Source organism: Microvirga zambiensis WSM3693, from assembly GCF_016735695.1.
Taxonomy (GTDB): domain Bacteria; phylum Pseudomonadota; class Alphaproteobacteria; order Rhizobiales; family Beijerinckiaceae; genus Microvirga; species Microvirga zambiensis.
Genome location: NZ_JAERQD010000029.1, coordinates 58,847 through 76,822, shown reverse-complemented (window position 1 = coordinate 76,822; position 17,976 = coordinate 58,847). Strand labels below are relative to the sequence as shown.

Annotated in this window: 17 protein-coding genes; 9 read left to right on the top strand and 8 right to left on the bottom strand. The window is 64.6% G+C overall.

Annotated features, from left to right (window positions below; all coding sequences use genetic code 11):
• Window positions 1-306: 306 nt before the first annotated feature.
• Window positions 307-1,476 (bottom strand): M20 aminoacylase family protein, encoded by a 1,170-nt coding sequence (locus JKL46_RS20605; protein WP_201836757.1) that lies wholly within the window; start codon window positions 1,474-1,476, stop codon window positions 307-309.
• A 92-nt stretch (window positions 1,477-1,568) separates the two neighbouring features.
• Between JKL46_RS20605 and JKL46_RS20600 the strand changes: the two genes are divergently transcribed.
• The 6 genes from JKL46_RS20600 to JKL46_RS20575 all read left to right on the top strand — a co-directional run bounded on the left by JKL46_RS20600 (window position 1,569) and on the right by JKL46_RS20575 (window position 7,528).
• The gene (locus tag JKL46_RS20600; protein ID WP_201836755.1) at window positions 1,569-2,255 is read left to right on the top strand and encodes a phosphoribosyltransferase; all 687 of its coding nucleotides are present in this window, start codon (window positions 1,569-1,571) and stop codon (window positions 2,253-2,255) included.
• Between the two features lie 186 nt (window positions 2,256-2,441).
• Complete coding sequence (locus tag JKL46_RS20595) at window positions 2,442-3,482, top strand: ABC transporter substrate-binding protein (protein WP_201836753.1); 1,041 nt, start codon at window positions 2,442-2,444, stop codon at window positions 3,480-3,482.
• 10 nt (window positions 3,483-3,492) lie between these two features.
• The gene (locus JKL46_RS20590; RefSeq protein WP_201836751.1) at window positions 3,493-4,341 is read left to right on the top strand and encodes an ABC transporter permease; all 849 of its coding nucleotides are present in this window, start codon (window positions 3,493-3,495) and stop codon (window positions 4,339-4,341) included.
• A complete protein-coding gene (locus JKL46_RS20585; RefSeq protein WP_201836749.1) occupies window positions 4,338-5,129 on the top strand; it encodes an ABC transporter permease subunit in 792 nt (263 codons plus the stop codon). Before JKL46_RS20590 ends, JKL46_RS20585 begins: the two co-directional genes overlap by 4 nt.
• 6 nt (window positions 5,130-5,135) lie before the next feature.
• The gene (locus JKL46_RS20580; RefSeq protein ID WP_201836747.1) at window positions 5,136-6,203 is read left to right on the top strand and encodes an ATP-binding cassette domain-containing protein; all 1,068 of its coding nucleotides are present in this window, start codon (window positions 5,136-5,138) and stop codon (window positions 6,201-6,203) included.
• Window positions 6,203-7,528, top strand: coding sequence for an amidohydrolase family protein (locus tag JKL46_RS20575; protein ID WP_201836745.1), 1,326 nt, complete (start codon window positions 6,203-6,205; stop codon window positions 7,526-7,528). The genes JKL46_RS20580 and JKL46_RS20575 overlap by 1 nt, the downstream gene beginning before the upstream one ends.
• 137 nt (window positions 7,529-7,665) lie before the next feature.
• Here the strand turns inward: JKL46_RS20575 and JKL46_RS20570 are convergent, their stop codons facing one another.
• A complete protein-coding gene (locus JKL46_RS20570; protein WP_201836743.1) occupies window positions 7,666-9,540 on the bottom strand; it encodes an adenine deaminase in 1,875 nt (624 codons plus the stop codon).
• Between the two features lie 81 nt (window positions 9,541-9,621).
• Here JKL46_RS20570 and JKL46_RS20565 point away from each other — a divergent pair, with 81 nt between their 5' ends.
• The gene (locus JKL46_RS20565; RefSeq protein WP_201836740.1) at window positions 9,622-10,545 is read left to right on the top strand and encodes a nucleoside hydrolase; all 924 of its coding nucleotides are present in this window, start codon (window positions 9,622-9,624) and stop codon (window positions 10,543-10,545) included.
• Window positions 10,546-10,563: 18 nt separating this feature from the next.
• Window positions 10,564-11,079, top strand: a complete 516-nt coding sequence (locus JKL46_RS20560; protein WP_201836738.1) for an ankyrin repeat domain-containing protein — start codon at window positions 10,564-10,566, stop codon at window positions 11,077-11,079.
• Here the strand turns inward: JKL46_RS20560 and JKL46_RS20555 are convergent.
• The 6 genes from JKL46_RS20555 to JKL46_RS20530 all read right to left on the bottom strand — a co-directional run bounded on the left by JKL46_RS20555 (window position 11,076) and on the right by JKL46_RS20530 (window position 16,329).
• On the bottom strand, window positions 11,076-11,936 hold the full coding sequence (locus JKL46_RS20555) for an SAM-dependent methyltransferase (RefSeq protein ID WP_201836736.1): 861 nt from the start codon (window positions 11,934-11,936) through the stop codon (window positions 11,076-11,078). The genes JKL46_RS20560 and JKL46_RS20555 overlap by 4 nt on opposite strands.
• The gene (locus tag JKL46_RS20550; RefSeq protein ID WP_201836726.1) at window positions 11,933-13,087 is read right to left on the bottom strand and encodes an NAD(P)/FAD-dependent oxidoreductase; all 1,155 of its coding nucleotides are present in this window, start codon (window positions 13,085-13,087) and stop codon (window positions 11,933-11,935) included. Before JKL46_RS20550 ends, JKL46_RS20555 begins: the two co-directional genes overlap by 4 nt.
• Window positions 13,084-13,797, bottom strand: coding sequence for a methyltransferase domain-containing protein (locus tag JKL46_RS20545; protein ID WP_201836724.1), 714 nt, complete (start codon window positions 13,795-13,797; stop codon window positions 13,084-13,086). The genes JKL46_RS20550 and JKL46_RS20545 overlap by 4 nt, the downstream gene beginning before the upstream one ends.
• A 5-nt stretch (window positions 13,798-13,802) precedes the next feature.
• A complete protein-coding gene (locus JKL46_RS20540) occupies window positions 13,803-14,885 on the bottom strand; it encodes a type III polyketide synthase (RefSeq protein ID WP_201836722.1) in 1,083 nt (360 codons plus the stop codon).
• Window positions 14,886-15,003: 118 nt separating this feature from the next.
• Window positions 15,004-15,924, bottom strand: a complete 921-nt coding sequence (locus JKL46_RS20535) for a DMT family transporter (RefSeq protein ID WP_201836719.1) — start codon at window positions 15,922-15,924, stop codon at window positions 15,004-15,006.
• Window positions 15,925-16,014: 90 nt separating this feature from the next.
• Entirely contained in the window at window positions 16,015-16,329 is a 315-nt protein-coding gene (locus JKL46_RS20530; RefSeq protein WP_201836717.1) for a hypothetical protein, read from the bottom strand.
• A 338-nt stretch (window positions 16,330-16,667) separates the two neighbouring features.
• On the opposite strand from JKL46_RS20530, the gene purT reads away from it, so the two are divergent.
• The gene (gene purT / locus JKL46_RS20525) at window positions 16,668-17,846 is read left to right on the top strand and encodes a formate-dependent phosphoribosylglycinamide formyltransferase (protein ID WP_201836715.1); all 1,179 of its coding nucleotides are present in this window, start codon (window positions 16,668-16,670) and stop codon (window positions 17,844-17,846) included.
• Window positions 17,847-17,976 lie beyond the last annotated feature (130 nt).

Genomic DNA, 17,976 nt, shown 5'->3' with positions numbered 1-17,976 from the left:
ATCCTCAACGCCGTCCTGCGCGAGAACCAGCCATGGCGCCAACAAAACCCTTGACCAACAAGACAGTCGCTCACCCGGACCTGAAGGTCCGACCTCTCCCTCTGTGAGAGGTGAAGCGGCGCCACACCCTGATAGGTTATCGCTCACACCCCCACCCTTAATCCCTCCCCACTGCAAGTCGGGTGTTCCCGACTTGCAGCAGATCAAAGACAAGTCTCGGGCAAGCCCGAGGCTTGTGGGAGGAGGGAGACCCGTCCGAGCGAATTCATGAATGATGAGCCAGACTCTTAACGGGGTGCAAGTCTCTCAAGCACTCAGTTCCTGCTCCACGAGCGCGACCCAGAAGGCGACGCCGGTCGGGATCGCGGCATCGTTGAAATCGTAGGCTGTGTTGTGATGGAGCGCGCCGTCGATGGCAGGGCCGTTGCCGAGCCAGACATAGGCGCCGGGAGCGGCCTCGCCCAAGAAGGCGAAATCGTCGCCCGCCGTCGAGGGTTCGAAATCGGTCACGACCTTCGGCCCGCAGATTGCCTGCGCAGCCTTCAGGGCGCGGGCGGTCGCATCCGCGTGGTTGACCACCGGCGGAATGCGCCGGCGGAACTCGTAAGTGGCCTCGATCCCGAACATGGCCGCGACGCCGCGCGCGAGGCGTTCGATCTCAGCTTCCAGCTGATCCCGGACCTCGGCCGAATAAGCCCGCGCCGTTCCGCCGATTTCTACGATATCCGGAATGACGTTAAGCGCGCGCGGATCGCCCGCCTGCACCGAGCAGGCGCTGACCACGGCCGGCTGCAGCGGGTTGACCACGCGGCCGACGATGCTCTGCAGTGCGGAGAGGAAATGGCCGCTCGCGGTGATCGGGTCCTTGCCGAGATGCGGCTTGGCGCCGTGGGTCCCGATGCCCTTGAACGTCACATGCCACGTATCCGACGAGGCGAGCTGTGGGCCGACCGTCACCGCCATCTCGTCGATGGCGAGCCCCGGCATGTTGTGCAGGCCGTAGACCGCATCGCAGGGAAACAGATCGAAGAGGCCTTCCTCCACCATCTTCTTCGCGCCGCCCCGGCCTTCCTCCGCCGGCTGGAAGATGAAATGCACCGTGCCCGAGAAGTTTTTGGTGCGGGCGAGATGCCGGGCGGCGCCGAGCAGCAGGGTCGTGTGCCCGTCATGGCCGCAGGCATGCATCTTGCCGGCGAATTTCGACTTGTAGGGACGCTCCGCCTGTTCCGGCATGGCCAGCGCATCCATGTCGGCGCGAAGACCGATCGTCCGCGTGCCGCTGCCGACCTGGAGCGTGCCGACGACGCCGGTCTTGCCCAGGCCCCGATGCACCCGAAGGCCCGCCTCTTCCAGCAAGGTGGCGACGATGCCGCTCGTCCGCTCCTCCTCGAAACCGAGCTCCGGATGGGCATGCAGGTCTTGGCGGAGGCTGTTCAGGAATGATAGGTCGGCCTGGATGAGGTCCTGATCGGGCATCGTTCTGTCCTGGGGCAATGGCAGCCCGTTCGATAGCGCGGCGTGGATCGGGCCACAATTGCCCTTCTCTTGAGAACGGAAAGAAACGAGCGATGCAGCCCCACGATTTCTGGCAGGAGATCCATCCGCCCGGGACCTTCGCGAGCGATCCGGCCGAGGGGCATCGCGGCTTCTATCCGGCCTCTTTCGAGGATGGGCGCCAGCTTCGCCTGCCGATCCGGGAGCTCGCGGACGGCGAGCATGCGCTCGCATCGCTCATCATCAACCAGGCCGGTTTTTCCGTCGAGGATGCGCTCTGCGGCGCGCTGGCCGAGAAGGTCTCCTCCTTCGAGCCGGAGGTTGTGATCGGGCTTCCCACCCTCGGCCTGACGCTCGCGAGCGGCACGGCGAAGAGGCTCGGTCACAGCCGCTATGTCCCGCTCGGAACGTCCCGGAAGTTCTGGTATCGCGAGGACCTCTCCGTTCCGATGACCTCGATCACCAGCCCGGAGCAGGTCAAGCGGCTCTACCTCGACCCGCGCATGCTGCCTCTGATCGAGAACCGGCGGGTCCTGCTCGTGGACGACGTGATCAGCAGCGGCCGGTCCATCGTCGCGGCCCTGAAGCTTCTGGAATCCTGCGGTGTCAGGCCCGTCGCCGTCGGCGCGGCGATGCTGCAGACGGACGCCTGGAGAGCGCCCCTGGCGGCGCTCGACGCGCGATGGCCGGATCGCGTCGTGGGCGTTCTCCGGACCCCGCGCCTGAGGCGGACGGCAACCGGCGGTTGGACCGCTGAATAGCCTTTCGCGAATTGCGAGTTTTTTGGGCAAAATGGCTGTAAGGTGAGCAGAGTCCTTGCGGAGCGGGGCTTTCCCAAGGCCATGGTTGTGTTAATGCGTGATGTCCATAGGGCGCGCGTCGCCCCTGAGAAGGGTATCGGCACCATATCCTCGGCCGTGAAACATTAAAACCTAGGAGACCTTGAGATGGTAGGGCGTTGGCGGAAACCGATTGCGGGCATGGCATTGGCTCTGGCGGCGTTGTCCGCTGCACCTGCCATGGCGCAGAACAAGACCCTCACGATCTCCTGGTGGGGCTTCAACGGCGACAAGCTCGAAGAAATCATTCTCAAGCCGTTCCGCGCCCAATGCGGCTGTGAGCTGGTCTTCGAGACCGGCAACAACGCCGACCGCCTGAACAAGATCAAGATCCGCGGCGGCAGCGGCGTCGACGTGGTCTACCTCACCGACAGCTATTCCCAGATCGGCATCCAGGAAGGCCTGTTCCAGCCCATCGACCGTGCCAAGATCCCGAACGTCAACGGCATCTACGAACTTGCCAGGGAGCCGCAGGGCAAGTTCGGCCCGGCCTATACCATCGGCCGCGTCGGCATCATCTACGACAGCGCCAAGGTCTCCGCCCCGGTCACCTCCTGGAACGACCTGTGGCGCGAGGACCTGAAGCGCCGCGTGTCGCTGCCCGGCATCACCACCACCGCCGGTCCGATGACGGTTCTGGTTGCCGCCAACAAGGCAGGCGTCGATCCCTACAAGGACGAGAAGGCCGCCTTCAAGGCGCTCGAGCAGCTGAAGCCGAATGTGGTCAAGAACTACAACACCGGCTCCGAGCTCGTGAACCTGTTCTCCACCGGCGAGGTTTCCGTCGCTATGGCGCAGGACTTCACCCTGGCCCAGATCCAGGCCGCCGTGCCGACCGTGCGCTGGGCCGAGCTGAAGGAGGGCGACTACGCCACCCTCAATACGGTGAACATCGCCAAGGGCGCGGCCAACCCCGAGCTGGCACACCAGTTCATCAACTTCATCCTCGATCCCAAGATCCAGCAGACGCTCGCCGAGCGTGGCGTGGACGCTCCGGTCGCGACCGCGGTGCAGCTGACGCCGGAACAGGCTTCCCGCTGGACCTACGGCCCGAAGATGATCGCATCGCTCAAGCGCCTCGACTACGAGAAGCTCAATGCGGCCAAGAACGACTGGCTCGACGCCTGGAGCGAAGTTTTCGGGAAGTAATTCGGCCATCATGACCGCAAGACGTTTCTGGCGCCGTTCAGGCGCAACAGGGTGGGCGCTGACCGCGCCCGCCACACTCGCCGTGATCGGGTTCCTGATCGTGCCCATCGCGGCCGTGATCGCGGGGACCTTCATGGATCCGCGCGGGGCCTTCGCTCCGTATATCGCTTATTTCAACAGCGGCTTCCGCACGACCGTCCTGTTCCGGACGCTGCAGATCTCCGCCTTTACGACGATCATCTCGCTGATCTTCGGCTTCATGACGGCCTATGTGGTCTCGCGCGCGCCCGGAAAGCTGAAGAGCCTTCTCATCGTCGCGGCGGTGTTCCCGCTGCTGACCGGTGTCGTCGTGCGTGCCTTCGCCTGGCTCATCATTCTCGGCCGCAACGGCATTCTCAATCAGACCCTGCTCTCGCTCGGCATCGTCAACGAGCCGCTCGAGATGCTGTACACGCAGGGGGCCGTCGTCGTCGGCATGGTCTATCTCTTCGTGCCGCTGATGGTGCTTTCCCTCGTCGGCGTGCTGGAGAACATCCCCAAGGACGTGTTGCAGGCGTCATCCTCGCTCGGGGCGTCGCCGATGGCGACGTTCTGGCAGGTGTTGCTGCCGCTCGCCGTGCCGGGGCTCATCGTCGGCGCCGTGCTCGTCTTCACCGGCAGTTTCACGGCCTATGCCACGCCGCAGCTGCTCGGCGGCGAGCGCCAGACCGTGCTCGCGACCCTGCTGCAGCAGCGGGCCATGGTGTCCTTCGACTGGGTCGGCGCCTCGACGATCGCCACCATCATGACGGTGATCACCATCTCCATCGTTCTCGCGATGAGCCATATCGCCCGCCGCATCAACCCCATGGCCACGTGATGTCCGACAGACCTCATCCCGTCCTCATCGGCATCGCAGCGCTGGTCTATCTGTTCCTGATGCTGCCGCTCGTCATCGTCGTCGGCGCGGCGCTCAGCGACACCACATACCTGACCTTCCCGCCGCAGGGCCTCTCCCTGCGCTGGTTCCAGAACATCTTCGAGATCAGCGCCTTCCGGCGCACCATCGTCACCAGCCTGCAGATCGCGCTGCTCGGAACGCTCATCGCGCTCCTGATCGGCATTCCGGCGGCCTATGCGCTCAACCGCTTCCGGATCGAGCTGCCGAAATGGCTCGGCACCCTGTTCGTGCTGCCGATTCTCGTACCCGAGATCGTGTTCGGCTTCGCCCTGCTGAAATCGCTGACGGTCGGCACAGGTGCGCCGATCTTCCTGTCCCTGCTCATCGGCCACACGCTGATCGTGCTGCCTTACGTGGTGCGGGTGATCAGCGCGAGCCTGGCGTCGTTCGACTTCTCCATCGAGGAGGCGGCGATCAGCCTAGGCAGCGCCCCGGTAAAGACATTCTTCACCATCGTGCTGCCGAATGTGCGGGCAGGGGTGATCGCGGCCTTCATCCTCGCCTTCATCACCTCGCTCAACGACGTGTCGGTTTCGCTCTTCCTGACGGGTCCTGGGATCAGCACCCTGCCGATCCAGATCCTCGCCCATGTGGAGCAGTTCTTCGACCCGACCGTCGCCTCCGTTTCCGTGCTGCTGATGTTCCTCACCGTGGCCGTGATGGCCATCGTCGAGCGAACCCTCGGCCTCACCTTTCTTGCGAAGTAGCTATCCGTGACACAGCCCCTCGACATCAACGCCGTCTCCGCCCATTACGGGACGACCAAGGTTCTCGAAGACCTCTCGCTGTCGGTCCAGGCCGGCGAGCTCGTCTCGCTTCTCGGCGCCAGCGGCTGCGGCAAGACCACCACCTTGCGCCTGATCGCCGGCTTCCTCGCGCCGACCAGCGGCTCCATCTCGCTCGGCGGGCGCGACCTGACGCGGCTGCCGACCCACAAGCGCGATATCGGCCTCGTCTTCCAGAACTACGCCCTGTTCCCGCATCTCTCCGTGCTCGACAACGTCGCCTTCGGCCTCAAGCAGCGCGGCATCGGCGCGGATGAGCGCCGCAAGCGGGCGATGGCGATGCTCGAGCGCGTCGGCCTCGCGCCTCTGGCCGAGAGAGCGCCCGGCGCGCTCTCCGGCGGGCAGAAGCAGCGCGTGGCGCTTGCGCGCGCCCTCGTGATCGAGCCGCCGCTCTTGATGTTCGACGAGCCGCTCTCCAACCTCGATGCGAAGCTCCGGGTCGACATGCGCGTCGAGATCCGCCAGCTCCAGCGGGCGAACGGCACCACCTCGGTCTATGTCACGCACGACCAGGAGGAGGCCTTCTCGATCTCCGACCGCGTCGCGATCATGAATGCCGGGCGGCTGATGCAGTTCGACCGGCCGGAGGTGCTCTACCGGCGCCCCGCCAACACTTTTGTCGCCCGCTTCGTCGGCTTCGAGAACATCATTCCGCTGAAAGTTGTCGCGCGCGACGGCGACATCGTCGTCGCCGAGACGGCGGGGATGAGGCTGCGACTGCCGCAAAGCCTGTTCGGTCAGATTCCGGACACGTTCCTGCTGGCGACGCGCCCGGACGGTCTGGTGGTGTCGACCGATCCCGCCGCCGAGGGCCTGTCGGCTCAACTGGGCCTGCGCACCTATCTCGGCCGCGCCTACCAGTATCAATGCGAGACGCCCGCCGGCCACCTGATCGCCAATGGCAGTCTCACGACGCCGCTGGAAGCGGGCACGAACGTGAAGCTCGTGCCGATGCCGGAGCAATGCACGATCCTCGCCGCCGAGGACGCACGCTGATGGCCTCGACCCTGATCAGGAACGCCTGCCTCATCCCCATCGATGAGGCGATGAGCGTCATCGAGAACGGCTGGATCCACATCCAGGACGGTACGATCCGCGCGCTCGGCGCCGGCGAGCCGCCAAAGGTCGATGGCGCAGAAGTGATCGACGTCGACGGCGACGTGGTCATGCCGGGCATGGTCAATCCCCATGCCCATCTGGCGATGACGCTCTTCCGCGGCCTCGGCGAGGACGTGGACGACCGGCTTTTTCGCTATGTGCTGCCGATGGAGCGCAAGTTCGTGACGCCGGAAATGGTACGCGTCGGCACGCTCCTCGGCGCGCTCGAATCCATCGAGGCCGGCGTCACCACCATCGCCGACATGTATTATTACGAGACCGAGGTCGGCCGTGCCCTCGATCAGGCGGGCCTGCGCGGCGTCGTCGGCCAGACGCTGGCGACCTTCGACCCGCCGGACCACAAGAGCATCGACGAAGGCTTCGCGCTCGTCGAGGAACTCGTCTCGGAGTTTTCCGGACATGAGCGGATCGTTCCGTCCATCGCGCCCCATGCGCCCTATTCGACCGACGTGGAGATCATGGCCCGTGTCGCCGGCTTTGCCGAAGCCCATCCCGGCGTGCCGGTGCAGCTCCATCTCGCCGAGATGGACAGCGAGATGGAATGGTGCCGCAAGACCCATGGCCTGCGCCCCGTCGCGGTGGTCGAGAAGGCGGGCCTCCTGATCCCCGGCCTGATCGCGGCGCATTGCCTGCATATCGACCCGTTCGAGATCGAGCGCATGGCGAAGGCCGATGTGCGCGTCGCCCATAACGCCCGCTCGAACGCCAAGGCGGGTCGCGGGATCGCGCCAATCGAGGCCATGCGCGCGGCCGGCATCAAGGTCGGCATCGCCACCGACGGGCCGATGAGCGGCAACACCCTGGACCTGTTCAGCCAGTTCGGCCCGGTCTCCATGTTCCAGAAGCTGCTCGGCCACAGCCGCAAGCCGATGCCGGCGGCCCAGGTGATCCGCATGGCGACGCTCGAAGGCGCGCAGGTGCTCGGCCTCGATGCCCGCATCGGCTCGCTGGAGCCCGGCAAGCAGGCCGATCTCATCCGCATCGACCTCTCTGCGCCGCGCATGCAGCCGGTCTATGACATCTACGCCACGCTTGTGTTCTCCGCCATGCCGGTCGACGTACAGGACGTGATGGTCGGCGGTCGCTGGATCATGCGCGGACGCAATGTGGAGAGCCTGGAGCGCAAGAAAATCCTGCGCGATGCAGGCCAGATCGCGGCCGCGTTCAAGGCCGAGATGGCCCGCATCGACGCGGCCGGCTAGAGCATCGGACCTAAAAGTGGATTGCACTTTTAGGGTCAATCCGATGCTCCACTCTCTGAAGAGCGCATCGTTGAGCGCGGACCCAGCGGGCCGCGCAAGCGAAAACCGCATCCACTTTTCCGCACGATGCGCTGATCCTACCAGACGACCGGGTGAACCTGCCCGGTCGCCACGTTGACGAAGCCCTGCGGCGCCGCCTCGCAGGGCGCCACCAGAACCCAGCGCCACGGGGCGCAGGTCAGCGTTGCGAATTGCAGGCGCTCCGGAAAGCCCGGAAACCAGCGCGGCGAGAAGGTCGGCTCGTAGAGCCATTCGATCTTGGCCGCTTCGGCATACAGCTTCTGCATTTCGGCATCGAATTCTTCCGCTGGGCGCTGCGTCATCAACCCGCCGATCTCGTAGCGCACCTCGGCTAAAACCTTGCCGCCGCTGACGAGAACCCAGCCGCCGCCGATCTCCGCGACGCGGTTCGCGACCATCGCCATGGCTTCATCGGAGGAACCGACGATCCAGAGATTGTGCTTGTCGTGCGCGACCGTGCAGCCGACCGCGGTATCCGGCGTCTTCGGGCCGCAGCCGAGCCAGAACATGCGGGAGATTTTTGCTTCGCCGGAGAAGCGGTCGACGATGGAAAACTTGGTGACGTTCCGGGCCGGATCGCGCTGGACCTCGCCGATCTCGACCGGCAGTTCCATGGTGATGAAATCGTCATGCCAATGGAAGGGACGCAGCAGAGCCGCCTGCATGGTCTCGCGACCATTCTCGGCGACGATGGCGAAATCCTCAGGCTCGACACGGCGCTTGATATTCACTGTATTCGAGGCCCATTTCGGCCAGTCGATGGCGGGCAGAGGGCCAGTGTAATCGGTGCCCTTCGAGACCGGCTGCCCATCGGCCCAGACCTCGGCGATGGAGAGCGTATCCACGTCGTCGAGCAGCACGATATCGGCGAAGCGCCCCGGCGCGATGCTGCCGACCCAGGGCGTCAGCCGCATATGACGCGCCGGGTTGATCGTGACGCATTGGATCGCGATCTCGGGCGTGAGCCCGGATTGGATCGCAAGGCGCACGTTGTGGTCGGTCGCTCCCATCTTCAGCGTGTCCGAAGCGCTTCGGTCATCGGTGGCGAAGGAGACCTGCGACCAGTCCGTAAGGCCGCGCTCGATCAGGCCTTGAATGATTTCCGGCATGGAATGCGGCCTGATCTCGATGAAGATGCCGTGGCGCAGCTTGCCCCACACTTCCTGCGCCGTCCAACCCTCGTGATCGGAGGCTAAGCCCGCCGCGGCGAAGGCGTTGATGGAATCGAGGTCGCGAAGACCCGCGCCGTGGCCCTCGACCACGCCGCGCTTCTCGAACGTCGCCTGGATCATGCCCCAGAGCCGCTTGTGCGAGGGATTCTCCGGGTTCCAGACGGCAGGCCAGTCCATCACCTCGTCGAGGCCGGCGACCATGAGGCTCTCTTTCAGAAAGCCCGCCTGCTCGTCGTAGCCGTAATAACCGCCGCCCCATTCATGGGCGGTCGGCGGAACGGCCGAGCCGGGCAGGGGAAAGATCTTCATCGGCGAGCCGCGCCGCCGGGCCGTGAGCCAGAATTCGAGATTGTTGGCGCCGTCGACATTGGAGAATTCGTGGCTCGCCTCGCAGGTCCAGGTATTGCCGCGCGGCAGCACGAGCGCCGCCTCGTATTCCGGCGTGATGTGCGAGCTTTCGATATGCTTGTGCACCTCGCCGAAGCCCGGAACGGCGCTTAAGGCAGGCCTCTCGGCGCGTGCGGCGGCGGTTCCGGGAAAAGATCCCGCAGGTCCCGTCCAGGCGATGCGCCGGCCGCGAATGGCAATCTCCTGGTCATCGAGCCATGTTCGGGTGTGAACGTCGAGCAGGCGACCGACGCGCAGGAGCCTATCGGCCGGGCGCTTGCCCAGCGCGACCAGAACGAGATCCTGGCGGATTGTCACCTCATCCGCTGCATTCACGAGAAGGTCGTCGGGAAGCAGGGAGGAATGGGTCAAAGGTCACCTGTGCATATGGCCAAACGCCGCCCGCTGTCGGATAAGAGGCGGCCGATTCAAAGGAAGGTTTCTACCCCCATCATGCCCCACGCAAAACCCCGCCTCGTCGTGATCGATACCGATCCGGGAATCGACGATGCCATCGGCATCCTCCTGGCGCTCGTCGCGCCGGAATTCTCGATCGCCGGCATCACCACGGTCGCCGGCAACATCGGCATCGGGACGACGACGCGCAATGCGGGCCGGCTTCTGGCTTTCGCTGGCCGGGATGATATTCCCGTCTTCACGGGCGCCGCGGTGCCTCTCTCCCGTCCGGGACCGGAGCCGCTGAACCTGCATGGCGTGGACGGGATCGGTGGTGTGCCTCTTCCGCCGCCGGCCCGTGGTCCCGAGGCCGCACCCGCCGTCGAATGGCTGGCTGAGCTTCTCCTTAAGGAGCCGGCGGGCACCATCGATATCCTGGCCCTCGGGCCGCTCACCAACCTGGCTCAGCTTGTTCTCGATCATCCGGATGCGGCGCAGCGCGTCGGCCGCATCATCGCCATGGGCGGCGCGATCCACGAGCGCGGCAATGTGGGTCCACGCTCCGAGTTCAACCTTTGGGCCGATCCGGAAGCGGCGGCGACCGTCGTGGCATCGGGGCTGCCGCTCGTGCTCGTTCCGCTCGACGTGACCAGGCGGGTGCGTGCCTCTCGGGAATTCACTGAAACGCTGTCGAAAAGCGGAAAGCCTGCGGCCGCGATGGTAGCACACCTCATCGAATCCTATTTCGAGGCCGCGACGCACCAGGAAAGCCGGCCGCTGCATGATCCATGCGTGATGCTGTACGCTTTGGCGCCGGAATTGTTTCGTATCGAGGAGCTTCGCCTGAGCGTCGATGTCGGCAATGCCGAGAATGCGGGCGCGCTCACCGTCGACGCGAACGGGTTTCCGGTTCAGGTCGCGCTCGGCGTTGATGCACCTGCGGTGCTGGATCTTCTCTCGCGGCAATTGATTGCTCATTAGAGGAAGCAGGAGTGCGCGATGCAGAACGACCCGCCGAAGCCGGAACTGGACGAGGAAACCATCGCCTTCGCCCAGCGGGTCTTCCAGCATGCGCGGGCCGGGCAGGTGGAGGAACTCGGCGACCTGCTGCGCATGGGCCTGCCGCCGAACCTGCGCAACGAGAAGGGCGACTCGCTTCTGATGCTGGCGAGCTATAACGGCCACGCGGATGCGGTGCGGCTGCTCATGGAGCACGGCGCCGACGCTGAACTCGCCAACGACCGCGGCCAGACGCCGCTCGCCGGTGCTGCCTTCAAAGGCGATATGGCTACGATCATGGCTCTTCTCGATGGTGGAGCGGACGTCAACGGCCGCAGCGACGGCGGAAAGACGCCGCTGATGATCGCGGCCATGTTCAACCGCAGCGAGATCGTCGAGGTCTTGCTCGCGCGCGGTGCGGATCCGCAAGCGCGCGATGCCGGTGGTCTGACTGCCGGAGCGCTTGCGGCCGCCATGGGCGCGACGGACACGGCGGAACGGCTTTCTGGGATTTAGGATCTGTTACCGGCCGGCTTGGATGCAACGATGAGGCCATAGCGCATGGAGCCCGTGATATACGCTGTCCAGATGCGCAGGAGGCTCAAGGCAAAGACGCGGTTCTTCGAGCGGGCATCGAGCAGAAAGCGTCGGTAGTGCGGGTGGGTCGCGAGCTTCCTGGCGACGCGACCGGCGCAGAGCGTCCAGGTGCGACGAACCTTTTTGCTGAGGTCTTCGAAGGCGTCGAGGATGAAGCCGGAAGCCTCGGCCCAGTTGCGATAATCGGCTTCGCTGCCCATGCCCGGCAGGCGGCCTTCGCGGCAGATCGGCTCGAGCAGACGGCGTTCCTCCCAAGGTCGCGTATGATCCCGGGCGAGCCAGGCATAGATCCCCAGCTGTCCGCCGGGGCGAAGGGTGCGATAGGCCTCGTCGAAGAAGCGCTGCTTGTCCGGCATGTGCTCGGAGCTTTCGATAGCGATGATGCGGTCGAAGGCATCGTTCTCGAAGCTGTTCTCCAGCCAGTCCTGCTGCATGAACGTGAGGCGGGTCGTGCCGGCCCGGCGCTTCTCCGCCTGACGCAATTGTGCGGATGAGAGGGTGACGCCGGTGACGTGCACGCTGTGATGCATCGCGAACCATTCCGCCGTCGCACCATAGCCGCAGCCGACGTCGCAGACATGCTGCCCCGGCTCCAGGGCCAGCCGGCTTGCCAGATGCGCGATAAGCGCCTCGACCGCCTGATCAGGAGTCTCATCACCTTTCATCCAGAGGCCGTGATGAACGTGCTCGCCCCAGATCTCGCGGTAGAAGGGGTCAAGCTCGTCATAATGCTCGGCAACGTCCGCGGAGGTCTGGATCTGTCGCGGGACGATCATCGGGTTGCCAGAGCTCCGGTCACGGCGGATTCCTGCACCCGCGTGAGCGAGGTCACGTGGCGCATGGCGGCAGGCCATCCGCGGCAGAGATGGAATATGGCCTGCCGGCCCACCCGGTAGCGCACGGCTGTATTCAGGGCCGATGAGAAGCGGATTGATCGTTGAACGTCCTTACGAAGTTGACGTTGAAAGATCACACTTGCCTGTCCCTGCGCGAGAAAGGTCGTGGCAGCGAGACGGCCGCTATGAAGCGCGATCGACATTCCGTCTCCGGTGAAGGAGGGAATGACCGCAGCCTGGTCGCCGAGGCGGAACAGGCCCGGCGGATCTCCGGCATAGGGGTCGTGAAGAAATCCGTAAGGGATCTGAAAGATCGACAGGGGCCGTTCGAAGAGCGGCTGCGCAGCGCCCAGGCGCTCCCCAAGGTGAGCGCATTCATCGACGATGCGCGCGATAAGCCGGTCCCAGCTCTTGCCGGCGTCATCGAAGTATCGCCGCGACACCACGAGGCAGAGATTGGCGAGGCCGTCTTCGACGAGTTGAAGCCCGGCATAGCCGCCGGCGAAGAGCATCACTTCGACGTAACCTTCGAGCTCGATTTTCTGACGCCCGGCCAGACGGTAATGCCCTTTGAAACCGATGAGATCGTTCATCGTGCCGGCCGATGCTCGCTTGACGCCGCGCACATCGTGCTTGCCCGTGGCCAGAAAGAGGGTCTGTGCCTGGATCGCGCCCTTCGTGCCTGCGTCGAGGCGAATGCTCTTGCCTTCCGTCGAGATTTCTCGTGCGGAGACGCCGCGGAGAATCCGTGCTCCTCGCGATCCCGCCTGCAGCAACAGGGCCTCGTCCAAGCTCCGTCGGGATAACCCGCGGGCGAGGAAGGGCAGGTGCGCCTCGGTCGTGTTTCTGCCATGGGCGAGGCGGACGCGCGCGATGCGGCTTGCTCCCAGGCCATCGAGATCGATGCCGAGATCGGCCAGGTAGGCCTGCGCCTCGATGCTTAAAAACTCGCCGCAGACCTTGTGCCGCGGTTCGGCATCGCGCTCGAGCAGCAGGGGCGAGCGTCCGGAATCGGCGAGAATGCAGGCTGCCGAGGCGCCCGCAAGGCCGCCGCCGAGGATCACGATATCCTCCTCGCGCGCGGCGCTCATTTCAGGCGGCTCACGCAGAGGCGGAAGGGGATGTGCCAACGGATTTTTGCCGCGCCGGCAGGCAGTCCGGCAGCCGCGAGAATGCCCTCCCACTCCTCGCGCCTGAAACTTCGGGCGATGGAGACCGGCCCGTCATGCTGGACGAAGCGATGCCAGCGCGCGGCCCAGGACAGGGCACGGAAGAGATGAAACGGTACGGGATGGCGGTGGAGATCGGCGATATACCATCCCCGCGTCGCTACCTGCTCCATCCAGTGGATGAAGACGGCGAGCTCCGCGTTCGACATGTGGTGCGTCGTCTGGGAGCTGATGATGAAATCGATGGGCCGCTCCGGCCTGAAGTCGAACACGTTGCCGGTCCGGTAATCGATCGTCGTGCCCGGCGGCGTCGCTGCGCGGGCGATGGGCTCGCTCATGGGATTGAGATCGACGCCGATGAGGTCAACGGGCCTCTTGCGGCGCCGGCTCCAGTCATGAATCTTCCGCAGCAAGTCGCCATAGCCGTATCCGACGTCGACCACGTTGACACGCTCGCCTTCCTTCAGGTTGCGCGTGGCATTGTCGAGCCATCGCAGGATCGGGCGGTGCGTGAAGGTCAGGGCATTGACGGTGGAGAGGTCCTTCAGACAGGCGCGGTAATCGTCGAGGCTGACGATCTCCGTGTCCATCAGCTCCGTCTCACGGCTGCGCTCCGCGAAGCTCCTGGCCATGCGCTCTACCCGGTCAGGTTGAAACGGAAAGTTTCGGCGACGAGCCCAGGGCCGAAGGCCATGCCGAAGCCGTTCGAGGCCGGCGGAGCCTCATGCATCATTCGGTCGAGCACGAACATCAGGGTTGCCGAGGACATGTTGCCGAAATCGCGCAGGACGCCACGCGACCAGCGCAATGCATCGGGAGCAAGGTCGAGGCCTTGTTCCACCGCATCCAGGATCGTCCGGCCGCCGGCGTGAACGGCCCAGAGGTCGAAGTCATCCTTGTGCTGCCCGCGCAGGATGCCGCTATCGTCGTTGCGGGTGGCCTCGTGGCGAAGCGCCTGCGCGATCTGCTGAGGGACCTCTCCAGAGAGGCTCATCTCGAAACCGGCATCGCCGATGCGCCAGGTGATGAGGTCGCGGGTGTCCGGGATCGTCGCAACGCGAAAGTCCTTCAGCGCAATGCCTTTCGGTTCGGCCGAGACGAGGCTCGCCGCGCATCCGTCGCCGAAGAGCAGGGCGCTCAGGATCACCTCGAGGTCGGAGGTCTCCTGCAGGTGCAGCGTGCAGAGTTCCAGGTTGACCACGAGAACCCGGGATTCCGGCTCGGAGCGGACGATATGATGGGCGACCTTCAGAGCATTGACGGCAGCAGCGCAGCCCATGAAGCCCACCATGGTGCGCTCGAGCGATGGATTGAGGTTCAGGCGCTCCATGATCTGCTGGTCGAGCCCCGGCGCGGTGAAGCCGGTGCAGGAGGCCACGACCATGTGGGTGACGGACCCGAGATCCTCGCCAAGTTCCAGGGCCTCGATGGCCTCTTCCGCAAGGTCGACTGCCTGGGTCTCGAAACGCTCCATCCGGGTCCCGGTGCCGACGAACTGGCCCAGCTGGAAGAAGCCTTCCTTGTCGGCTGCCACCTCCAGATTCTCGCTCGGCGTGAGCGTGGAATAGCGGTGCTCGATTCCTGAGCGCTGGACCATCCGCCGGAAGAGAAGCTTGTCCTTTCGTTCAGGCAGGAACTGGTCGACGAAGCCGATGAAGGTCTGATGGACGTCGTTCTGCGGCACTGCAGTGCCGATCCGGTTGATATACGCGCCTGTCACGGAACACCCTGTCAACCTCGGTCCGGCCCGGATATCGGGCGCTCAGGACCCTGGGCCCCTGGAGATAGGGCGGCGCTCCGAGGTAGGGAACGAAGGCAGGCGCAGAAGTCGCACCCCGTCAATGCAGGCCGGGATTGGCTGTGGTTTCGACCGGTGCCGTTTCTGCGGTCTTACTCGCCGGAGGCTGGCCACGCTTGAGTGTCTGCTCCCGGGCGAAGATGAAGAGGCCGGCGGCGACCACGATGAAAATGCCGACCAGGGCCCAGGCATCCGGCCATTCGTTGAAGAAGAGCGCGCCGATCGCCAGGGCCCAGAGGATCTGGCTGTATTGGGCGGCGCCGAGCCTGTCGGCCGGGGCATACATCGTCGCGATGACGAACAGGGCCTGCGCTACGAAGGCGGTTGCGGCGAAGGCGAGCAGCAGAATCCATTGATATCCCGTCGGCCAGGCGAAGCCCGGAATCATCAGAATGCCCGCGAGCAATGTGGTCGCGAGGAAGACGGTCCCGATCAGGGTGAAGCGCTTTTCCGACTGACCGATCAGCCGGCCGGTGATCACGCCGCCTGCCGCGCAAAGAGCAGCCGCGAGGGCAGCGATGTGTCCGGGCAAGAGTTCCTTGAAGCCCGGCCGGACGATGATCAGCACGCCGATGAACGCCGCGCAGACGGCGAGTCCGCGCCGCCAGCGCACGTGCTCCTTCAGGATGAAGATGGAGAGGATCGTGACGAGGCTCGGCATGAGGAAGAGCAGCGCGAAGGCCTCGGCAAAGGGCAGGGATCGGAAGGCCATGACGCTGAGCGGGGTCGTCACTGCTATCAGGAACACCCTTAAGCCCATGAGCCAGGGCCTGTTCCAGCGCACGATATCGACCAGCTTGTCGCCCGGCTTCATGAAGACCGGCGAGAGCAGGAAGGGGATGAGATAGCCGAAGAAGGTCACCTCGAACGGGTCGAGATCGTGACCGATCTCCTTCACCACCGCGTCGCCCCAGGCGAAGACGGCGAAGGCGAGGAAAGCAAGGACGATACCTTTGACCATCTTTCGGGAGATTCCGCCGCAGGGCCCGCTCACAGGGAAAGGCGCCAGCCAAGATGGCCGGCGCCTACGCTGGACAACAGGGTAACAGGGTTATCGCGGCATGACGAGGCGAGGGCGCTTGCGTTCCACGACCACCACCTTGGGGCCTTCGTGGCGCTCCGGCATCGAAAAACGCTCCGCCAGACGCACGGGCCGGCGGACGGGTGCCAGGGGCGAGGCCTTCAGAACAACCGGCCGCACCTCGTCTTCCGGCATGCCCATGAGCTGCGCTGCAATCTCGATCTGGCTTTCGATGTCGTCCGTCAGACCCTGGGCCGCGACAATGGCTTCATCGAGGACCGGTGGGTCGATCCTCGTTACGCGCTGGCCATGGCTCTCGGACGTTCTCTTTTTCTTCGCAAGCATCGGGCTTCTCCTATAAACCCCTTAACCCATTGAACTTCCGAATGCGTAATGCGCGATTGAGACGGCAGGGCTGCATTCAACGCAAGCGCGGCAGCGCCACTGCCGATGTCAAGAACGCAGTGGGAAGATCGCCGGATCCATAGACGACGCGAAAAAGGCCGATCTGCGGGATATTTCCGGAGAAAGCGTGCGCTTGCGGGGAATTTCTTGGGCCGTCGATTATCCTATGTGAATAAGATCTCCGCATCGAAAGCTCAGGGACTCGACCCTTCCATTCCGATGCGCCAAGGATGTCCGGCGCAACAAGGCTCGCCCGGCCAGCGAAACAGACGAAAGGCATGCCCGTGTTCACAGCCCGCATCCTCCTCCTCGGCTCAGGCGAACTCGGCAAGGAGTTCGTGATCTCGGTCAAACGCTACGGCTGCCACGTGGTGGCCTGCGACAGCTACGCGAACGCGCCCGCGATGCAGGTGGCGGACGAGTCCGAGGTGTTCTCCATGCTCGATGCGGACGCTCTCAAGGCAGCGATCGAGAAGCATCGGCCGGATTTCATCGTGCCGGAGATCGAGGCGATCCGCACCGAAGTGCTGCAGGATTTCGAGGACAAGGGCTTTATCGTGGTGCCTTCCGCCCTGGCTGCATCGCTGACCATGAACCGCGATCGCATTCGGGAGTTGGCCGCAGCTGAACTGGGCCTGCGCACCTCCAAGTACCGTTATGCGGAAAGCCTGGAGGAGGTGCGCGCCGGCGCCGAGCACACCGGACTGCCCTGCGTCATCAAGCCTGTCATGTCCTCGTCGGGCAAGGGACAGAGCACCGTTCGCACGGCCGATGAACTGGAGCAGGCGTGGAACGACGCGGTGGCGAACATGCGCGGCGACCGCAAGAAGGTGATCGTCGAGGAGTTCATCGCTTTCGAATACGAGATCACGCTGCTGACGATCCGCTCCCGCGAAGGCGTGTCGTTCTGCGAACCCATCGGTCACCGGCAGGAGCGGGGGGATTATCAGGAATCCTGGCAGCCGACGCCGATGACCGAGACACTGCTCAACGATGCCAAGGAGATGGCACGCAAGGTGGTCGACAATCTGGGCGGCTACGGGATCTTCGGCGTCGAATTCTTCGTCACCAAGAACGAGGTGATCTTTTCCGAACTCTCGCCGCGCCCGCACGACACGGGGCTCGTCACGCTCCTGTCCCAGAACCTGTCCGAGTTCGATCTCCACGCTCGTGCGGTTCTTGGGTTGCCGATCCCCCACATCCGGCTCAATGGTCCGACCGCGTCCGCCGTGATCCTGGCCGACCGCGAGGCTGAACGCTTTTCCATCGACGGCTTGAAGGAAGCGCTCGCCCTGGGATCGGGAGAGGGCGATGTGGAGGTGCGCATTTTCGGCAAGCCGACCACCCGCAAGCACCGGCGCATGGGCGTGGCGCTCGCCGCCGGCGGCACGGTCGAAGAGGCGCGCGAACAGGCCAGGCAGGCGGCCGGTCGGATACGGATCGCTTACGAGGACTAGAGCCGTTTCCACCCGCGTGGAATCAACTCTCCTCTTTGCTTTGCCGCATTTTTTGACGGCGAACCGGAGCCACTTCGCCGAAAAATGCTCCGGCGGCCGCTCCCTTGTGATCTGAACGCCGTCACAGCGG

What these genes read in the sequence shown, in the direction of transcription:
- JKL46_RS20605 (WP_201836757.1), bottom strand. Translation starts at nt 1,476, where the DNA reads ATGCCCGATCAGGACCTCATCCAGGCCGACCTATCATTCCTGAACAGC.
- JKL46_RS20600 (WP_201836755.1), top strand. Translation starts at nt 1,569, where the DNA reads ATGCAGCCCCACGATTTCTGGCAGGAGATCCATCCGCCCGGGACCTTC.
- JKL46_RS20595 (WP_201836753.1), top strand. Translation starts at nt 2,442, where the DNA reads ATGGTAGGGCGTTGGCGGAAACCGATTGCGGGCATGGCATTGGCTCTG.
- JKL46_RS20590 (WP_201836751.1), top strand. Translation starts at nt 3,493, where the DNA reads ATGACCGCAAGACGTTTCTGGCGCCGTTCAGGCGCAACAGGGTGGGCG.
- JKL46_RS20575 (WP_201836745.1), top strand. Translation starts at nt 6,203, where the DNA reads ATGGCCTCGACCCTGATCAGGAACGCCTGCCTCATCCCCATCGATGAG.
- JKL46_RS20565 (WP_201836740.1), top strand. Translation starts at nt 9,622, where the DNA reads ATGCCCCACGCAAAACCCCGCCTCGTCGTGATCGATACCGATCCGGGA.
- JKL46_RS20560 (WP_201836738.1), top strand. Translation starts at nt 10,564, where the DNA reads ATGCAGAACGACCCGCCGAAGCCGGAACTGGACGAGGAAACCATCGCC.
- JKL46_RS20555 (WP_201836736.1), bottom strand. Translation starts at nt 11,936, where the DNA reads ATGATCGTCCCGCGACAGATCCAGACCTCCGCGGACGTTGCCGAGCAT.
- JKL46_RS20550 (WP_201836726.1), bottom strand. Translation starts at nt 13,087, where the DNA reads ATGAGCGCCGCGCGCGAGGAGGATATCGTGATCCTCGGCGGCGGCCTT.
- JKL46_RS20545 (WP_201836724.1), bottom strand. Translation starts at nt 13,797, where the DNA reads ATGGCCAGGAGCTTCGCGGAGCGCAGCCGTGAGACGGAGCTGATGGAC.
- JKL46_RS20535 (WP_201836719.1), bottom strand. Translation starts at nt 15,924, where the DNA reads ATGGTCAAAGGTATCGTCCTTGCTTTCCTCGCCTTCGCCGTCTTCGCC.
- JKL46_RS20530 (WP_201836717.1), bottom strand. Translation starts at nt 16,329, where the DNA reads ATGCTTGCGAAGAAAAAGAGAACGTCCGAGAGCCATGGCCAGCGCGTA.
- purT (WP_201836715.1), top strand. Translation starts at nt 16,668, where the DNA reads ATGCCCGTGTTCACAGCCCGCATCCTCCTCCTCGGCTCAGGCGAACTC.